Raw genomic sequence first — 15,233 nt, 5'->3', positions numbered from 1 at the left:
GAAAACTCTAAAGCTCTTTCCAAACTTACTGTAAATAAGGGCTAGAGGCTGGAATTTTTGTTCGTGAAATCAAAAGATTTTGATAAATTTCACAAGAAACTGAAAGACAAAATTTGAGCAGCTTGTCGATGATCGATTGTGTCTACTATGTGCAGTTGCCACAAAACAAGCTTCACGCCAACATCATCGAAGAACTTATGCACAAAACTGTATATTTAAAGAAGTTCTTGCTTCTCATCACACTTTTAAATTTGACAAGCTGCCTATCCTCCAACGTTGATCGGGCTAACAACCAACCTAGTAGAGAAGATGGCAGGGAAATGAGTCAAACTAAGGGCGAAGAAGATGTTTTCTTAGATTGGTTCACCGCCTCAACGTTAAAAGGAACAGATACCGTCTCTTCTTCAGAAGCAAAGCTGTTTATCAATAACGTTTATCAAACATTGGATAACAAAATTTTTGATCCTACTTTTAAGAAAGAACTACGACAATAGCATTTAAAGGCGCTAATAACCGAAGTCAACACAAAGCCAAATTGGTCAAGGTCGGAGTTGACTACACTCATCACCAACCAACTGAAGAAGCTTTCAATGTCTCATGTGAGGCTTTTAGATCCGGTTGAGGGCGAAAAATTGTTCCGTTTGATTGAACAAAAACCTTCATCAACTGACAAAATCGCCCCTGCTGTTTCAGCCCAAATGAAGGGTGAAGTCGGAATTCTTCGGGTAAAAAGCTTCCTTATTCCCCAAATTACTAGGGTTGCAGTTGAGCAAGCCAAAGCCCAACTTTCCAATGCAAAAGTGATTCTCCTCGATCTGCGTGGAAATGGTGGTGGGGCTGGATCTAGCATTAGCTACCTAATTGAAGACCTCATTGGCCCTGACAAAGTACTTTGGACAGATAGAACTCGCGATGGTCTGGCAATAAAGCAGCCATACATTTTTCAAGGGTATTTTGATGATGCGATCAATGCTCAAGCTGAGGCAGAAATTAAACTATCGAACGAAAAGCCCTATACCCAGTGGCGAACTCGATCGCAAGCTAAGAAAGATCCACGACCTCATTTTGTCTTGGTTGACGATCGCTGCGGATCGTCCTGTGATTTATTTGCAGCAGCAGCTCAAGAATATGGAGTCAAACTACTAGGTGTTCGCACGATGGGGGCATTGTATGGGGGCGAAGCTTTTAAGCTGAGATGGCAGGGTTTCGCCCTAATTGCTCCGACTATTCAAGTAGCTTCACCCAAAGGCAATACCATTGAGGGTGTTGGAGTTCAGCCAGACATTGAGATCCCTGAATGTAAAAGTAGTGGTAAAAATTGTCTGGAAAAGGCAATTGAAGTTGTTGCAGCCGATGCAACATAAGAAATCAGTAGGCTGTGCAACACCATCGTATAACCTCAGAAGTTCATTTTTCCTACTTTGAGGTTCATCATCCGAGTTCAGAATAAAAAATTTCTAGGATAAAACGAGAAACTTCTGATTTTAAACGAGAAACTTCTGGGTTGAAATGAGAACTTTCTATGTTGAAACGAGAAACTTCTGGGTTGAAATGAGAACTTTCTATGTTGAAACGAGAAACTTCTGGGTTGAAATGAGAACTTTCTGGGTTGAAATGAAAACTTTCTAAGTTAAAACGAGAAACTTCTAGGTTGAGAGTTTATTTATCCAATAACTCTACCAACTTTTGGTCGATCGCCTCACTCACTAGTTGATTTCCTTGCAAGTTGAGGTGGATGTGGTCTTGGTATAAGGTTTTTGGGTTTTTGGTGGCGTTAAATAGCGGCAGAAAATCTATATAAGTAATTTGATTCGCTTTGGTGAATTCAGTCAGGCGCTGACGTGCTTTAATTTCATAGTCGCGAGGGCCTGGTGAACCAATTTCACGCGCTAAGGGAGTCATGACCAGTAGAAATTGGCTGTTATTTTGATGCGCGAATGTTTGAATTTTACTAATTGCTTCTAAATTTACATCCACGCGATCGCCACCTTCTTTTTGTACTGCTTGCATTTCTGGTATCGGTTTCGGCTTTTTGACATAACGCTGAAACACTTCTACCAATGCTAAAGGTGGTTTTCGGTCTGGATAGTTGCGATCGCGTCCCACTGGTAAAGATGTGGGAGCAGTAGCAAATAAGTCATCTGTATTAATTAGCAACACCACTGCTTGGGCGTTAAAATTGCCAAATCTTTGTAAATAAGCTAATTCATTTCTTGGCCCCCAAGAGTTAGCTGAAGCATTTAGCACTTCTATTTGCTGATAATTACTAATATTTGCCGATGCTAACGAGCGCTGCATGAGACTAGAAATTGTACGATCTTGGTCTGTCCACCAGCCACCGTTAGCAATTGAGTCTCCCAACAGCAACACCCGCAGGGTAGAAGATGAAGTTGTCTGCTGTATTGCTTCACCTCGCATAGAATACTGATTAATCTCAATGCGATTGCCATAGCGACGGGTGCGCTGGTTGGGAGCTAACAAATAGCCAATTTGCTCATCAGCAATATAAATTAAGGGATTACCAAAACCAAAAAGCGATCGCAGTCCAATTTCAATCACCACAAACAAGCTAACAACTACCGCTAAAATTATTACCAGTATTTCTTTCACTTGCAAACACCTTTAAATTTCAGTAAATTGTTATCAAAATATATCTCTCGTGGAGGCTGGTAATGGGTAATGGGTAATAGGTAATGGGTTTTCATCAATTACCAATTACCAATACTGTTATAGCTTATACCTAATTTAAATAATTAACCGTAAGTAATGTATAAAAGCAGATAATATTTCGTTTGGCTTAAGTAATTGTGATGATGCCAACTTTGCAAAGCTTAAACAAAATAATAGTAGTTACTTCGCATCAGTTGCGAACTAAAAGACTACAATCAGAACCGACAAATTAGCACTGCAATTAAAAGGGGATTACAAACCTATGTCCGATTTAAACCGAGGAATCATGAAATTTGAGGGTGCAGATTCTCCAAAACTAGTCACTATTTCCACCGTGCTAGTTTTGGGAGGAATTGCAGCTCTGATTATTTGGGCGCTGCAAGCAGCCTATGCAGTAAATTAAATTCAATCGAGACAGCCCAGAATCAGGGTCTGAAGTATATAAACACCTCAATCTAGATGAAAGAGGTTATTTTTACCTTTGTGTCTTAGTGCCTTGGTGGTTTAAAAGATAACTTTTACCGCCAAGGCATTAAGACATAATGTAAAACATTTATTTTGTATGATTCGCACCTTGACAGCATTGGATAGTCTATGTCAACCTTCTGGGGGAGTTTTATTTCTTATTTGGTCGTTCCCAAAATCCATGACTGGAAACAGCACATGGAAAATTTGAGAAAATTTCTCAATGTATTTATAAAAACTCCTAAAATTTATTAACAATTTGAGATTTGAGATTTTAGATTGAAGATGTATCTAAAATCCAAAATCCAACATGCTTGAACTCTGGGGTGTCTTAATTATTTTGATTGTCTGCCCGTTGTTGGGTGCATTACCGTTAATTGCCTGGATTACTCAAGCTCTCAAGGGGCGGCAATTAGCGGAAATTGGTACTGGCAACATTGGAGTATCAGCCGCTTTCTATCATGGCGGTACATTTGCAGGAATTTTGGCGGTATTATCGGAGGCTGCAAAGGGAATTGCCGCAGTCCTGATTGCTCGTGCTTTCTTTCCAGATGGTTCAGCTTGGGAATTGGTAGCCCTGATTGCTCTAGTCATGGGCAGATACTGGATGGGTAGAGGAGCAGGCACTACGAACGTTGTTTGGGGATTTATGGTACACGATCCCCTTGCAGCTGGATTTGTATTTTTAGTCGCCAGTATTAGTTTTACGATTTTTCGCGATCGCCTGTTGGCAAAATATGTAGTTTTGTTTATATTTCCGATGATTTTGGGGATTTTGCACCTAGACAATGCATTTTTAATCACTGCTGCTGTGGCACTTGCGGCATTATTGGGTTGGATTTACAAACAAATGCCTGATGATTTGGATCTCCCAGTCCAAGAGGCGCAACCAGAGTCACAATCAGTATTGCAATTTTTGCGGGGCGATCAAGGAATTCTTTCTCTGGATGACGAATTAGATGCTAATTTAGTCGGATACAAAGCAGCCAGATTATCTCAAATTAAGCGATGGGGTTATCCAGTCCCTAAGGGATGGGTACTTACTCCCTATGAAGATCCCGAAGCATTAATTGACTTTCTCAAACCATCAGATTTATGTCCTTTAGTAGTGCGTTCTTCCGCCATCGGTGAAGACTCAGAACAAGCTTCCGGGGCTGGACAGTACGAAACAGTTTTAAATGTCACCACCAAAGAAGGTTTGCAAAACGCGATCGCCCAAGTTCAGGCTTCCTATAATCAGCCCCTAGCAGTGCAGTACCGCCGCGATCGCAACGTCAGAGACACAGCAATGGCGGTGCTGGTTCAACAACAAATTCAAAGCGTTTATTCTGGCGTGGCGTTCAGCCGCGATCCCATGACTCAAGAACAAGATGCAGTAGTCATTGAGGCTTTGCCAGGAAGCGCTGCTCAAGTTGTTTCTGGACGCGTCACACCAGAACAATATCGCGCTTTTGTCGTCGATACAGAAAATTTAGCGCTGATTCAACTAGAGGGTCAAGGACGGGTACCACCAGCATTAATCAAACAAGTAGCATACTTAGCTCGACGTTTAGAAGACCGTTACTACGGTGTTCCCCAAGATATCGAGTGGAGTTACGATGGACAAACACTTTGGGTACTGCAAACCCGCCCAATTAGTACCCTGCTACCGATCTGGACACGCAAAATAGCCGCAGAAGTGATTCCCGGCCTAATTCGCCCCTTAACTTGGTCAATTAATCGTCCCTTAACCTGTGGTGTGTGGGGAGCGCTTTTTGCTCTGGTGCTAGGTCAACGCTCCTTAGGATTAGATTTTAATGAAACGGCGACACTGCATTATTCTCATGCCTATTTTAATGCTACTCTCTTAGGACAAATTTTCCGCCGCATGGGATTACCACCAGAAAGTCTGGAGTTTTTAACTAGGGGAGCGAAATTGAGCAAGCCCCCGTTGAATTCCACATTGGAGAGTTTACCAGGACTGCTGCGGTTGCTAATGCGGGAGTTATGGTTAGAGAGAGATTTTAAGCGAGATTACCGCAGACTTTTTGCGCCTGGCTTATCTCAGTTGTCTTTAGAATCAGCGGAAGAATTGGAACCGCCAGGGCTGTTGACGAGAATTAACTACATTCTAGATTTACTGCACCGTGCCACTTATTACAGTATTTTGGCTCCATTGAGTGCGGCGGTGCGTCAAGCAATATTTAAAGTTAAAGACGGGAAACTTGATAACAGTCTCACACCAGAAGTTGCAGCATTGCGATCGCTCCACGATTTAGCCGCCAAAGCCAAACAGGAATTCCCGCAGTTTGATCAGGATACGGTGTTTGAGGACATGGCACGTTCTGAATCAGGGCAAGAAATTCTGGCCGAGTATGACAAGTTACTGCAACATTACGGTTATTTAAGCGAGGTAGGAACTGATATTGCCGTTCCCACTTGGAAGGAAGAACCCCAAGCGGTAAGGCAGTTGTTTGTGCAGTTCATGCAGGGAGATGAACAGCCCTTCGGGTTCGCCAGTCCCCCATCTGGCACCAAGCCAAGACGGGGGCTGGTCTCACCAAGACTGCAAACAAGTCCAGAAAAGAGAAAAAAAGGTTTGGTGCAAGGACGTGTGGATCTCAAAGGGCAAGTTACGGAGGTTTATTCTAAGTTATTAGCACACTTGCGTTGGTCATTTGTGGCACTGGAACAAGTTTGGTTAAAAGATGGCTTACTCAAAGAAGTTGGAGATATCTTTTTTCTGGAATTTGAGGAAGTGCGACGCCTGGTTGAGGGAACAGAACCGGAGTTGATCGAGCAGTTACCAGATATCGTGAGATTAAGGCGATCGCTACTTGCAGAACACAGTCAGCTCAATCCAGTACCGCTTTTAGTTTACGGTAACACTCCCCCCGCCTTACCTGCTCGAATAACTCCTCTCTCTCCCGATCACGTATTGCAGGGCATTCCCGCCAGTCCCGGACAAGCCGCAGGCAGAGTGAAGGTGATGCGAAATTTACAAGCAATACCAGAGATTGACAGAGAGACAATCTTAGTAGTGCCTTATACAGATTCTGGTTGGGCACCCATGTTGGTTAGAGCCGGAGGATTGATTTCTGAAGCTGGTGGTAGGCTTTCTCACGGAGCGATCTTAGCTCGCGAATACGGTATACCTGCGGTTATGGATGTACATAATGCGACTTGGATTTTACAAGATGGTCAGAAAGTACGGATTGATGGAACTAGGGGTATTGTGGAAATATCTAACGACCTAAGACCCGAATGAAGGGGAGTGGGAGAGTGGGCATTGGGCATTGGGCATAGTTAACAACCACTAACAACTAACCAATGTACAGACGTGCCATGGCACGTCTCTACAACTACTAACCACTAACTCTTGACTAATGACTAATGACTAATGACTAACCATTGTTGCTAGTGTAGAAACAACTGTACTCAGTACAGCGATCGCGATCTAAAAAGAGGGGAACTTTATGCCACATACAATTGTTACCGAGGTCTGTGAAGGCGTCGCTGATTGCGTAGACGCCTGTCCAGTTGCATGTATTCATCCTGGCCCGGGCAAAAATGTCAAAGGAACCGATTGGTACTGGATTGACTTTGCCACCTGCATTGACTGTGGCATATGCATCCAGGTTTGCCCAGTAGAAGGGGCGATCGTCCCAGAAGAAAGACCAGATTTGCAAAAAACGCCATCATAGTCCATAGTCATTGGTCATTTGTCATTTGTCATTTGTAACTAAACAAGTGACTCTTGACGAATGACTAATAAATAATGACTATTGACCAATGACCAATGACCAATGACCATTGACTAATGACTAATGACTAATGACTATTTATTAGAAGTTCAAAATGTCCATGCTGGATATATAAAAGATGTAGATATTCTGCAAGGTGTAAATTTTTGTGTTTACCCTGGGGAACTGGTGACAGTGATTGGCCCCAATGGTGCAGGTAAATCAACTTTGGCAAAAGCCATTTTTGGGTTATTAACTCCCCATACAGGCACAATAACCTTCAAAGGAGAAAATATCACTGGGCTAAAGTCGAATCAAATCGTGCAGCGGGGGATGTGTTACGTACCGCAAATTGCTAATGTCTTTCCTTCCCTGACAGTGGAAGAAAACCTGGAAATGGGTGCTTTTGTGCGTGATGTGCCTCTGCAACCACTCAAAGACAAAATATTTACCATGTTTCCCAGGCTTAGCGATCGCCGTCGCCAACGTGCTGGTACTCTCTCGGGTGGTGAACGTCAGATGTTGGCGATGGGTAAAGCTTTGATGCTAGAACCCAGCTTGCTGCTTTTGGATGAACCTTCCGCCGCTTTGTCTCCGATTCTGGTAACTCAGGTGTTTGAGCAGATTAAAGAAATTAACCGAGGAGGCACAGCAATTGTACTGGTAGAGCAAAATGCTCGTAAGGCTTTAGAAATGGCTCACCGGGGTTACGTGTTGGAGTCTGGACGTGACGCAATTACAGGCCCTGGTCTGGAATTATTAAATGATCCGAAAGTAGGCGAATTGTATCTGGGAGCAAGTAAGGCGCATTAACAGTATCTTGGTTGGCTTGAAAGTTTTTTTGTTCGTTAGTTTTTTTTGACACAACTGTTGATGATACATTAAGAACAAACTTTCAAATTTCAATCCTAAATAAAGAGAATAAAATGCAACACGCTCAGTGGCGAAATCAACGCACTATCATGCGTATTGTTGGTATAGTTCTGCTGGCTGGATTATTACCTAATGGTTTGCACTCACAGTCGGCATTTGCAGATACGCAGACTTATTCGTTGTGGGGTTCGCCGAACAATTCAGTTGACCCCGATACCAAACCCGTAGAAGTAGGAGTAAAGTTGCGTAGTGATGTGGACGGCGAAATCAGCGCCGTCCGGTTCTACCGGGCTGTACCGATTAGCAGTGGTTATAAGGTTCATATTTGGAGTGAAACAGGTGATTTGCTGGGTAAAGGAGCACTCATCGAAGGCCAGGCACCGACTCCTGGTTGGCAGACGGTTCAGTTGTACCCACCAATTCCGATCAAGGCAGGGCAAACCTTCATTGCTTCCTACTATGCAAGTCAAGGCAAGTATACGGTTACTGAAAACTTCTTTAATAACACCACTGTCAAGAATGGGCCACTGCACGCACTGCCCGATGATGAAAAAAGCGGCAATGGTGTATACACTTACGACGTAGGTATAGAGGGCGGCTTTCCTAACCAGACCTATCGTAGCAGCAATTACTGGGTCGATGTCGTCTTCAAGCCAACGACACTTACCGAATAATATAGCAATCCTATTGATTTGTGAATATCGAGGGTATCAGAACCCCGGTTTCTCAAAGGATGCTAGCTTGAAAATGAGGCAGAGGGCAGAAGGAAGGGAAAAAAGATTTTCATGCGTGCTGGTGTACACAGTTCATTACGACTGTTGGCAAATGGTGGGTCTGACCCTTGATTCGACCACAAATTGGTTTGTACCAGACGCAAAATTACCCTGCGGGACGCCTGCGGCGTACGCGTCTGGTACATCTGGTGGAATGACGAAAAATCGTTGATGAGGGGCGCCACCTCCTATTCGCCAGCTGTACCTTCAAAGAAACCGGGGTTATCGCTGTTTACGAATAATTTAGCTTAATCGGAGAGAAGGCGCGTTCTCTGACCAATGTGAAAACGAGGGAAGGGAACAGCGCCTAACTCAGTCTATCTCTGGATGGTCTTGCGATTGAATGTATTGCTTCAAGGTCGAGATGGTTACGCCACCACAGCAACGCATAGTGTTTTATTAATGACTTTTTAGACAAACTCTAATCTAAAGCTTCTGTCTTTAGATACTAATCAATAAAGGGCAAAAGTTTGTTAAATCAAAGAGATAGTGACACAGAAATATTGAGTTAATGGCCTCAATTGAGTTAGACAATCTCTCATTAGTACCGCCCAAGCCGCAAAACACTACGCCTTACTTAGGGCTAGTTTGCATTACTTTCTCTAAAGAGGTGCGCTTTCGGACGATTACGCGCACGCGCTACTTACAACTGAGTGAAGGACAACGCGCTAGCACCCTCAGAGAACTTTATCGGGATAACTTGCAGCGTCTGGATGGGGCATTAACTTTTTGTCAAAAGCACGATATTCGACTTTATCGTATGTCCTCTGCACTATTTCCGATGAGTGACTTGGAGGATGAGGTCGGTGCAAATATATTAGAGGAAATGAGCGCTGATTTAGCTAAAATTGGGCAGCGGGCAGAAAAATTGGGGATCAGAATGGTGTTGCACCCCGATCAATACGTGGTGTTAAGTTCTGATTCATCACAAGTAGTGGCAACAAGCATCAAAATTTTAGAACGACACGCCCGAACAATGGATTTGTTAGGTTTACCTTGTTCGCCTTATTCAGCGATGAATATTCACGGTGGCAAATCTCAACGTCCCGAACAATTAATAAAAGTCATTTTAGAACTACCGGAAAACATTAAAAGCCGCTTGACTTTGGAAAATGATGAATATGCCTACAGTGCCAGTGAAATTTTAGAAGTTTGCCAACGTGCTGGTGTGCCAATGGTATTTGATGCCCATCACCACATCTGCCACGAAAACCTAGACAGCTACGATGATGCGAGTGTGGCAGAAATGTTTTATGCTGCCCAACAAACTTGGGCTAACCCTGAGTGGCAGATGGTACATATTTCCAACGGTGAAGAAGCTTTCAAAGATAGGAAGCACAGTGATTTAATTACCGTTATGCCGAGTGTCTATTACAAAGCACCTTGGATCGAAGTTGAAGCCAAGCACAAAGAAGAAGCCATTACCCATTTGCGCTCTTGGTGGTTAATAAACAATAATTTTTCTTGGAAGTAAAGTAGCTGTTTGCGTCTTGGTAAGAGAAGCGCGAATTTATTAAATATGGCGATCGCAATCGATTTTGGTACAAGCAACACAGTTATTGCTCGTTGGAATCCTATCACCCAAGAGCCAGAAACGTTAAATCTACCGGGTTTATCAGTGCAACAAAGTCTCAACCCGCCACTGATTCCCAGTTTGGTATATGTGGAAGATGCTGCGAAAGCGCAAGTTTTAGTAGGGCAACAAGTGCGCGATCGCGGTTTAGACTTAAAAAACGATCCGCGATTTTTCCGCACCTTTAAACGCGGGATTGGCACGGATATCCAAGGTTTTTTACCCGAATTAGACGGGCAAATAGTTACTTTTGAACAAGTCGGGCAATGGTTCCTCAACCAAGTGATTCAAGAATTAGCACCCATGCAAGGTGGGGTAGAATCACTGGTTTTAACCGTACCTGTAGATAGCTTTGAAGCTTATCGTTATTGGTTGGGCAAAGTTTGTCAAGCACTACCAGTAGAACAGGTGCGGATGCTGGATGAACCCACAGCCGCCGCTTTGGGTTATGGTATGGCAGACCAAGAAATTATCTTGGTGATTGACTTTGGCGGCGGTACGTTGGACTTGTCCTTGGTACAGTTGGATAAAAGTGTCAAATTAGCTAGTAAACCTGTTGGGTTTTTGCTGAAATTTGGAAATAAATCTTTAGCAGAAGACTCGAAGCAAAAAGTAAAAACTGCCCGCGTCTTAGCAAAAGCTGGGCAAAATTTGGGTGGTTCCGATTTAGACAATTGGATAGTTGATCACTTTGCCCAGACTCAAGGTTTAGCAGTCAGTCCTTTGACAATGCGACTGGCTGAGAAGGTGAAGATTCAATTGTCAGCGCAAACCCAGGCGAGTGAAGTTTATTTTAATGATGAAACGTTTGAAAGTTACGAGTTGGAATTAAACCGCGAGACTTTGGAAAGTATCCTTAGAGACCACGCCTTTTTTGAGCGGCTTGATGATTCGATGACTCAGCTATTGCAGCAAGCACGACGCCAAGGCATAGAAGTTGCAGATATTAATGCTGTGTTGTTGGTGGGTGGCACGGTACAAATACCGTCAGTGCAGACATGGGTAAGGCAATATTTTGAACCAGAAAAAATTCGTTGCGATCGCCCGTTTGAAGCCATTGCCCAAGGCGCTTTACAGGTTACTCAAGGCGTTGAAATCAAAGATTTTCTTTACCACAGCTACGGCATTCGCTACTGGGATCGACGTAATCATCGTCACAGTTGGCATCCGATCATTAGAGCTGGGCAACCTTATCCGATGAGTCAACCAGTGCAGTTAGTTTTGGGTGCTTCTGTGGAAAGCCAGCCCAGCATAGAATTAATTATGGGGGAATTGGGAGCAGATACGGGCGGTACGGAAGTTTATTTTGATGGCGATCGCCTAATTACTCGCCGTCTCGATAGCGGTGTAACTAGCGTTAAACCCCTCAACGATAAAGATGGGGCGAGAACAATTGCCAACCTGACACCACCAGGGTTTCCAGGGAGCGATCGCATTAAAATCCAGTTTTTAGTTGACGATCAGCGCTTTTTGCGAATTACCGTTGAGGATTTGCTGACGAATGAAACCCTGTTAGAAAATCAACTCGTAGCGCAGTTGAGTTAGAGATTGTTTATTGTTGTTTGTTGGTGGTTAGTTGTTTATTATTCCCCACTAACTACTAACCACTAACCACTAACTACTAACCACTAACTACTAACCACTAACCACTAACCAGTTTCTACTTATGTACTACTACTAATGTCCCTATATTTGCCCATTTATACAACTTGCCAGCATCCTTAACTGGTAAATTCACGCAACCGTGGCTGACTGGCGTACCAAATTTGTTATGCCAGTAAGCACCGTGAATGGCATAGCCTTTGTAAAAATACATAGCGTAAGGAACATCAGGAATGTCGTAGTCCCTACCCCGCATCCGGTTATAGCGATACTTAGAAGCAATCAAAAACTTACCTGTGGGTGTGGGGGTGGATGCTTTGCCTGTAGAAATTCGGTATGAGTAAATAAGTTGTTTACCTTCCCACGCATTTAACCGTTGTTCAGACAAGTCAATTTCAATCCACCGAGTTTGTTCTTGTTGCTTGAGGTTAGATACAGTGGTGCTGTTTTTACCGAAAGAACTGGATACAGCCACAACAGGCAGCGACCAAGAGAATAAAGCTGTAAGTATAAGTGCTACACTTGCATAGATAGTTCCTGAGCGACGCATCCAACCATAGCGACTCAAGGATGTCATGATGCATCACCTTCTTGTGATTGAAAATTAGCGAATAACCCTTTTTGATTCCTATATTAATTATTTAGAGTTCACCTTTTGGAATATAGTTAACTACAAAGTGAAGCGATAAAGTTCCAGATTTTCAGACTTTTCCAATCAACTTTTCAAACGCTGGTTTGTCAGTAGCAGTGTGTTATTTTTCCAAGTTTGAGCTATTACTTGAGCATCTTGCCCAAAAAAAGTCTCTCTGTCGCCTGGGGAATGACTACAAGCTCAAAAAGAACCAGGGAGAATAAATGATTGATCCTTGTAGGGCGGACAAGATTTCCGCCCCGAAAATCCAAAAAACTGCTCGTGTTGCCTATTCCATAGGGATGAAATTTGGATCGTTACGCTGCTAGTATCCCTCCATCAACAGCAAGGGTGTGTCCGGTGACAAAATCGGCAGCATCAGAACACAGCCAGAGAACAGCATTAGCAATGTCATCGGGTTTGCCCAAACGTCCGGCAGGAACAAAGCCCTCGAAAGCTTTAGAATTGCCGCCAGTCGCCTCGTTCAGCATTTCAGTTTCAATTGGGCCTGGTGCGATCGCATTAACTCGGATTTTTTGGGATGCGTATTCCAGTGCTGCTGCTTTTGTCAACATAACTACAGCAGTTTTAGAGGCGTCGTAAATCGATAAGCCAGGTGCCAAGGGACGAAAAGCATTGATGGAAGATGTATTAACGATAACTCCACCATTGCCCTGAGCCAACATCTGGGTAATTTCGTACTTCATACATAGAAAAACCCCCTTGACATTAACTCCGAAGACCCGGTCGTAAGCTTGCTCTGTCTGAGCTGCCAGTAAGGCATTTTGACCCAGCATACCCGCATTATTAAATGCGATGTCGAGGCTGCCAAATTTGTTTATAGTTGCTGCGACGGTTGCTTCTACATCTGCTTCTTTAGAGACATCGGCTTTGACAAACAAACCGTCGCTACCTGCCTCACCAATCAAGCGGACAGTTTCATTTCCTTCTTCTTCACGCCGTCCGACTACAACAACTTTGGCACCAGCACGAGCAAACGCGATCGCACTAGTGCGTCCAATACCAGAAGTGCCACCTGTAACCAGCGCAACTTTGTTTTCTAATGATTTCATTCAATTCGCTCTGTTTCAACCACTAAAGCAGTGTGACTGATTCGGACTCTTTTTCACAAGTAGGTACTCTGTGGTGATATAGTTACCATATGGTTCCCAAAAACGATCGACAACTCCTCAGCCCAGACTGTCCTGTGCGGCAAATACTCGATCTGGTAGGAGATAAATGGACGCCCCCAGTATTGTACGTTTTATCTTTTGGCACTAAGCGATACAGTGATTTTCAGGCGTTGCTGAATCCATGTATGAAAATGATTTGGTGTGATTCCAAAACCCTTGTAGAGACGCGAAATTTCGCGTCTCTACACTTAGATTCATACCTCAAATCAGCAACGCCGATTTTCAAAATCATATTCCTGGAGTGTCGAAAAAAATGCTGACACAAACCCTGAGAAGGTTGGAGTCAGCTGGTGTTGTGGAACGAACTGTGTATCCGGTTGTGCCGCCAAAGGTGGAATATAGCCTTACTGCCTTTGGTGAAAAGCTGATTGAACCCATCGCAGCTTTGGCAGATTGGGCTTGGCAGCACCAAGAAGAATTGAGACTTGTTTACGAACGTCAGCAGATGCGATAACGCGGCTGATAAGCGGATCGCGCAAATGAAGAAAGAAATGACTGAAGCTCTTTAAACTATGATTTCAACATATGCTGACTGCTTTCATCACGATGTTTTTTCAGATACTGCATGAATGGCGTACCACCCGTACCAATAGCGGTGTTATTGTTGAACCTAGCAGTTTGCTGGTAGATATAACGGGCAGCAAATTCTAGGTGTTTGCTACGGAATTTTTCTATAAGAGAAACGCAATCATTATATAAATCTTTCAGCTTGGGCGCTCTATCCAAACGTTTCTGAACGAAATCCCGCAGTGTTGAACGTTTTTCGACTGCCTCCACAAAGCCACGGTGTTTCGCTGGCATATAGTCTCGCATTTCTATCAAAAATTCCCATAAGGGGTCGCGTTCGTGAGTGATATTGAACAGAGCATCCATAGTAGGTAAGATACTACTTTGCGCGCCTGTCTCGCCGCGAAACTGCTGAGGCTTTTCGCCATAAGCCTCTACACCTTCATATATGAGTCCTTCTGGCAATGCCGGATTATTTTTCCAGCCGTGAATGTAGGGACGCACCCGATTATAGTAAATGTAGGGATCGCAGCCTTCTGGCATCCGACTCATGCTGTTGTTGATGTTTGTCCATGCCTCTCTGATATCCCGTAAACCATCAAGTACCGTGGTAGTGTCATCGCCAGCAATCCCCTCCAGAATAATGGGAATGGCTGCTAGTGCAGGTGCAGCTTTGGCTTCAATTTCGATGTGAATGAGGATAAACCAGTCTTCATCTAAACCGCCCAAAAAATTCTGCCACACCATAATATTGCCGATTTCAATCGGTTCAGTTTCGTTAATTAGCACCCAGTTGTCCAAGGCATAGGAAGCATAGGACAAGACTGGAGGTCTTCCCAGTTTTTGAGAGATATTGTAGAAAGGTACAGCAATATTACGCGGCAGTATCTTGGTGGGTGTTGGTTCACCCCAGATGTAAGCATGAGTCAGGTAGGAATACACCTGCATGGCTCGACGCAGCTGCATATCATCTAACGTTTCTCGCTCCACGTCTACTTCCAAGAGGTTCTTAATCACCTGGCGAATTTTTCCAGTAGCTAACAACTTGGGCAGCAAGGCAGCAATCTGTTGCACCTGCCAGAACACCTGCGGCAATTGAGCTTGAGCAGGAGAATGTATCGGTAAAAAACCAGATTCCCGGCTCACATCGTAATCTTCAAGCTTGAAGGCATTTAAATTTCTTTCTTCGGGTTTGATAGTTGTCATACTTTCCACTCAAATCAA

14 protein-coding genes are annotated in these 15,233 nt (G+C 43.7%); 10 read left to right on the top strand and 4 right to left on the bottom strand.

Annotation, left to right across the window (positions count from 1 at the left end):
* The first annotated feature begins 149 nt into the window (after positions 1-149).
* Positions 150-494: a hypothetical protein gene (locus FIS9605_RS45085; protein WP_442854694.1), complete on the top strand. Its 345-nt coding sequence runs from the start codon at positions 150-152 to the stop codon at positions 492-494.
* A gap of 57 nt (positions 495-551) precedes the next feature.
* Positions 552-1,364, top strand: a complete 813-nt coding sequence (locus tag FIS9605_RS36725) for a S41 family peptidase (RefSeq protein WP_231510284.1) — start codon at positions 552-554, stop codon at positions 1,362-1,364.
* Positions 1,365-1,659: 295 nt separating this feature from the next.
* Here the strand turns inward: FIS9605_RS36725 and FIS9605_RS0110110 are convergent, their stop codons facing one another.
* Positions 1,660-2,610 carry an SGNH/GDSL hydrolase family protein gene (locus tag FIS9605_RS0110110; protein ID WP_026732488.1) on the bottom strand — a complete coding sequence of 317 codons (951 nt, stop codon included), beginning with the start codon at positions 2,608-2,610 and terminating at the stop codon, positions 1,660-1,662.
* Positions 2,611-2,932: 322 nt separating this feature from the next.
* Here FIS9605_RS0110110 and FIS9605_RS43955 point away from each other — a divergent pair, with 322 nt between their 5' ends.
* From FIS9605_RS43955 to FIS9605_RS0110075, 7 genes are all read left to right on the top strand, one after another.
* The gene (locus FIS9605_RS43955; RefSeq protein ID WP_026732487.1) at positions 2,933-3,073 is read left to right on the top strand and encodes a hypothetical protein; all 141 of its coding nucleotides are present in this window, start codon (positions 2,933-2,935) and stop codon (positions 3,071-3,073) included.
* 372 nt (positions 3,074-3,445) lie between these two features.
* A complete protein-coding gene (locus FIS9605_RS0110100) occupies positions 3,446-6,382 on the top strand; it encodes a glycerol-3-phosphate acyltransferase (RefSeq protein ID WP_026732486.1) in 2,937 nt (978 codons plus the stop codon).
* 208 nt (positions 6,383-6,590) lie between these two features.
* Positions 6,591-6,818, top strand: coding sequence for an indolepyruvate ferredoxin oxidoreductase subunit alpha (locus tag FIS9605_RS40745; RefSeq protein WP_072032375.1), 228 nt, complete (start codon positions 6,591-6,593; stop codon positions 6,816-6,818).
* Between the two features lie 123 nt (positions 6,819-6,941).
* Positions 6,942-7,670 carry an ABC transporter ATP-binding protein gene (locus tag FIS9605_RS0110090; RefSeq protein WP_026732484.1) on the top strand — a complete coding sequence of 243 codons (729 nt, stop codon included), beginning with the start codon at positions 6,942-6,944 and terminating at the stop codon, positions 7,668-7,670.
* Between the two features lie 113 nt (positions 7,671-7,783).
* The gene (locus FIS9605_RS36720) at positions 7,784-8,404 is read left to right on the top strand and encodes a DUF4082 domain-containing protein (protein ID WP_026732483.1); all 621 of its coding nucleotides are present in this window, start codon (positions 7,784-7,786) and stop codon (positions 8,402-8,404) included.
* A 610-nt stretch (positions 8,405-9,014) separates the two neighbouring features.
* Entirely contained in the window at positions 9,015-9,977 is a 963-nt protein-coding gene (gene uvsE / locus FIS9605_RS0110080) for a UV DNA damage repair endonuclease UvsE (RefSeq protein ID WP_026732482.1), read from the top strand.
* Positions 9,978-10,022: 45 nt separating this feature from the next.
* Complete coding sequence (locus FIS9605_RS0110075; RefSeq protein WP_026732481.1) at positions 10,023-11,621, top strand: Hsp70 family protein; 1,599 nt, start codon at positions 10,023-10,025, stop codon at positions 11,619-11,621.
* A gap of 115 nt (positions 11,622-11,736) precedes the next feature.
* Here the strand turns inward: FIS9605_RS0110075 and FIS9605_RS0110070 are convergent, their stop codons facing one another.
* Both FIS9605_RS0110070 and FIS9605_RS0110065 read right to left on the bottom strand, forming a co-directional pair.
* Positions 11,737-12,255 carry a L,D-transpeptidase gene (locus FIS9605_RS0110070; RefSeq protein WP_026732480.1) on the bottom strand — a complete coding sequence of 173 codons (519 nt, stop codon included), beginning with the start codon at positions 12,253-12,255 and terminating at the stop codon, positions 11,737-11,739.
* A gap of 371 nt (positions 12,256-12,626) precedes the next feature.
* Positions 12,627-13,382 (bottom strand): glucose 1-dehydrogenase, encoded by a 756-nt coding sequence (locus tag FIS9605_RS0110065; protein WP_026732479.1) that lies wholly within the window; start codon positions 13,380-13,382, stop codon positions 12,627-12,629.
* Between the two features lie 316 nt (positions 13,383-13,698).
* Here FIS9605_RS0110065 and FIS9605_RS36715 point away from each other — a divergent pair, with 316 nt between their 5' ends.
* Entirely contained in the window at positions 13,699-13,956 is a 258-nt protein-coding gene (locus tag FIS9605_RS36715; RefSeq protein WP_082209749.1) for a winged helix-turn-helix transcriptional regulator, read from the top strand.
* A gap of 56 nt (positions 13,957-14,012) precedes the next feature.
* On the opposite strand, the gene FIS9605_RS0110055 is transcribed toward FIS9605_RS36715, so the two are convergent.
* Complete coding sequence (locus FIS9605_RS0110055) at positions 14,013-15,215, bottom strand: hypothetical protein (RefSeq protein ID WP_026732478.1); 1,203 nt, start codon at positions 15,213-15,215, stop codon at positions 14,013-14,015.
* Positions 15,216-15,233: the final 18 nt, after the last annotated feature.

The sequence above is a fragment of the Fischerella sp. PCC 9605 genome (genome assembly GCF_000517105.1).
Lineage (GTDB): Bacteria > Cyanobacteriota > Cyanobacteriia > Cyanobacteriales > Nostocaceae > PCC9605.
Note: the sequence above shows the minus strand (reverse complement) of the source record. Positions and strands in the feature narration are given on the sequence as shown.

Bases quoted from the DNA above. Each gene is read 5' to 3' on its own strand.
- FIS9605_RS43955 (WP_026732487.1), top strand. From the start codon at position 2,933: ATGTCCGATTTAAACCGAGGAATCATGAAATTTGAGGGTGCAGATTCT.
- FIS9605_RS0110100 (WP_026732486.1), top strand. From the start codon at position 3,446: ATGCTTGAACTCTGGGGTGTCTTAATTATTTTGATTGTCTGCCCGTTG.
- FIS9605_RS40745 (WP_072032375.1), top strand. From the start codon at position 6,591: ATGCCACATACAATTGTTACCGAGGTCTGTGAAGGCGTCGCTGATTGC.
- FIS9605_RS0110090 (WP_026732484.1), top strand. From the start codon at position 6,942: ATGACTAATGACTATTTATTAGAAGTTCAAAATGTCCATGCTGGATAT.
- FIS9605_RS36720 (WP_026732483.1), top strand. From the start codon at position 7,784: ATGCAACACGCTCAGTGGCGAAATCAACGCACTATCATGCGTATTGTT.
- uvsE (WP_026732482.1), top strand. From the start codon at position 9,015: ATGGCCTCAATTGAGTTAGACAATCTCTCATTAGTACCGCCCAAGCCG.
- FIS9605_RS0110075 (WP_026732481.1), top strand. From the start codon at position 10,023: ATGGCGATCGCAATCGATTTTGGTACAAGCAACACAGTTATTGCTCGT.
- FIS9605_RS0110070 (WP_026732480.1), bottom strand. From the start codon at position 12,255: ATGACATCCTTGAGTCGCTATGGTTGGATGCGTCGCTCAGGAACTATC.
- FIS9605_RS0110065 (WP_026732479.1), bottom strand. From the start codon at position 13,382: ATGAAATCATTAGAAAACAAAGTTGCGCTGGTTACAGGTGGCACTTCT.
- FIS9605_RS0110055 (WP_026732478.1), bottom strand. From the start codon at position 15,215: ATGACAACTATCAAACCCGAAGAAAGAAATTTAAATGCCTTCAAGCTT.